Genomic DNA, 3,129 nt, shown 5'->3' on the forward strand with positions numbered 1-3,129 from the left:
CCCCGCTTCTTCGATTACCACATCGCTCAGTACTCGAAGAGCCGGCGCAAGGCGCCGATCTACTGGCAGCTCGCGACGGCGTCGGGATCGTACTCGGTTTGGATCTACATCCACCGCGCGACCGGTGACACCCTCTTCCGCGTGCTCAACGACTTCGTGGGGCCGAAGCTCGACCACGAGAAGGTCAAGCTCGACGGGCTTACCCAGAAAGCGGGCGCCAATTCCTCCGCCGCCCAGCGGCGCGAGATCGAGCAGCAGGAGACCCTTGTCGGCGAGCTGCAGGCGCTGAAGATCGAGGTCGCACGCGTCGCCCCGCTCTGGAAGCCGAACCTCGACGACGGCGTCATCCTCAACTTCGCCCCGCTGTGGCGGCTCGTGCCGCAGACCCGGAGCTGGCAGAGCGAGTGCAAGAAGGCCTGGGATGAGCTCGTCGCCGGCGAGTACGACTGGGCGCACATCGCGATGCATCTGTGGCCCGAGCGGGTGGTGCCCCCCTGCATCGACGACCGCAGCCTCGCCATCGCCCACGGGCTCGAGGACGTGTTCTGGCACGAGGACGACTCGGGAACCTGGCGCAAGAGCCGGGTCAACGACGCGACCGTGCAGGAGCTCATCCAGGAGCGGAGCTCCACCACCGTCAGGGCCGCGCTGAACGACCTCCTGTCCGCCGCCACGCCCACGGCGAGCAAGGGGCGCAAGGCGAAGGGCCGGAGCGGGTCACCGCGCCCCTCCGCAGCCAAGTCTGCGCCCGCCGCAGCGCGGGCCACCGCCCCCGACACAGCGGCCGACGAGACCACGCTTCGCGCGGTCAAGGCCGCCATCGCCACTGTGGCAGATGGCGCCTCCAAGGCCGACGTGCTCGCCGCCACGGGCCTGTCGGACGGGGACTGGAGCAAGGCCATCGCCGCCTTGCTCGACCGAGGCGTTGTCACGCGCACTGGGCAGAAGCGCGGCACGCGCTACCACGCAGACTCGCCAGGAGAAGACGGATGATGCACGGCCTGCACCAGCACATCGCGTCGACGCTCGACCGTCTCCTCCGCGAGCGGCGCATCGTCGTGTTCTACGACCTGCGTGAGGAGTTCCGACCCTTCCTCGACGAGCTCGACGTCGTTGGCACGGGCGTAGGTGACCTCCCTCGAGTCTGCATCCACGACACGCTGACGCACGTGGCCCGTTTCGAAGGCTCGTTCTTCGCGCTCAAGGCCGCCATGGAGCCCATCCTCGCGGCACCGCGTCCGGAGCCGGTCCTCATCTACGTGCCGGGCTACGCCAAGGAGCGGCTCGGGAAGCTGCGGGCTCCGGCGACGCCCAACACGGCGCAGGGCAAGGACGTCTGGAACGTGCTCTTCGAGCTCGACTGCGCTGGCAAGTCCTACGAGCCGAGCCTTCGTGGCCTCGCGCGGAACGAGCTTCGGCGCCGCTACACGGACGGCGACATCGACGAGATGCTCGCGCTGGAGTCGCTCACGTACCACGACGTAGTGCGCTTTCTGCTCGACGAGGGCGGCGGAGCCGACGAATCGACCTCGCTGGTCAGGCTGGTGTTGGGCGGCGGTTCGAGCGAGGAACTCATCTGCCGCTGGCTCACCGACGAGGCCTGCGATTCGGATCTCGAAACGAAGCAGGCCGCGCCCGAGCTACTCAAGCTCGTCCAAGCTCGCCTCGGCCTCGCACTATCGGACGTCAGCCTGGCGAAGGCGCGTCACCAGACCCTGCGCTACGTGCTCGTCAACGAGCTTCGCTCCGACCTCGGGGGCCAGGCGCCCGGTCAGCTCGATGTCGTCCCAGCCCCGCCGACGAAGGAGGAGCTGCAGCGCGTTCGCGACGTCACCGAGCGTCTGCGCCGCGAGCACCCCGACGCCTACAGCGACATCGCCGACGGCATCGAGCGCGAGCTCAACCTCCCGGCGCTCAAGCTCGACGCGGAAGCACTCGGGACGATCGACACCTTCCGCTTCGAGGAAGCGGTCCTGCTCGAGCACGCTGCGAATATGATCGCCGATACTTACTATGACCGTGCGCTCGAGCTCGTGGTCGAGCGGCGGCGTAGCTTCTGGGTCGACCGCAGCCTTGGCCGGCTTGGACTGTGGGAGACCTGTCGTCTTATGGCGGAGCTAGGGCGCGAGGTGGGGCGAGTTCGCCCGCTCTTGAAACAGACCGCCGGGACCCCCAAGAGCTGGGTCGAAGGCTACGCGATTGACTGGTACCGCGCGGACCTCGCGCAGAGGGCGCTCGAGTCGTGGGTCGCGAAGCTCGAGGACGAGCCCGAGCCTGCGCTCGAGAAGGCCCTCGGGCTGGTGCGCCGCAACCACGAAACGCTCCTCAAAGAGATGACCGAGGGCTACACGGCCGCCCTCGCCGCGGCCGGGTGGTCGGTCAGCGACGTCCTCCACCAGACCCGTATCTACCCGGAGCTGGTCGAGTCGGTGCGCGGCCGGGTGGCCTACTTCTTCGTCGACGCCATGCGCTTCGAGATGGCGGCCGACCTGATCGAGCAGCTCGAGGGCGCACTGGAGCTGCGCCTAGTACCCGCCGTGGGCGGGCTCCCCTCGATCACGCCGATCGGCATGGCTGCGTTGCTGGGGGGCGCCTCGTCGAGCTTCTCGGTGGTCGACCACAAGGGCAAGCTTGCTGCGCGCATCGGCGACACGATCCTGCCGGGGCTCGCCGAGCGGATGAAGTACCTCAAGGCCGTTCGCCCCGAGGCCGTCGACATCGACCTCGGCGAGCTGCTCCAGAAATCGACCCGCGCGCTGGAGAAGCGGCTGGCCGATGCGCCGCTGGTCATCGTGCGTTCGCAGTCGATCGACGGCCTCGGCGAGATGGACGGCGGGCTGCTCGCCCGGCAGATCATGGACACCGTCATCGGCAACCTGGCCCGCGCGGTTCGAAAGCTCGCCCGCACCGGGATCGAGCACTTCGTGGTCACTGCGGACCACGGCCATCAGTTCTCGATCCGGAAGGAAGAGGACATGCTGATGGACAAGCCGGGGGGCGACGCCGTTGACCAGCACCGGCGATGTTGGGCCGGCCGCGGGGGACAGACGCCCGCGGCGGCGATGCGCGTATCTGGAGCTGACCTCGGCTACGACACCGACCTCGACTTCATCTTCCCGAATGGCCACC

The 3,129-nt window shown here is 68.4% G+C and carries 1 protein-coding gene; it reads left to right on the plus strand.

Annotated features, from left to right (window positions below):
* Window positions 1-989: 989 nt before the first annotated feature.
* A partial coding sequence (locus FJ251_14890; protein MBM4118988.1) for a PglZ domain-containing protein occupies window positions 990-3,129 on the plus strand: 2,140 nt, incomplete at its 3' end.

Source organism: bacterium, from assembly GCA_016873475.1.
Taxonomy (GTDB): domain Bacteria; phylum Krumholzibacteriota; class Krumholzibacteriia; order JACNKJ01; family JACNKJ01; genus VGXI01.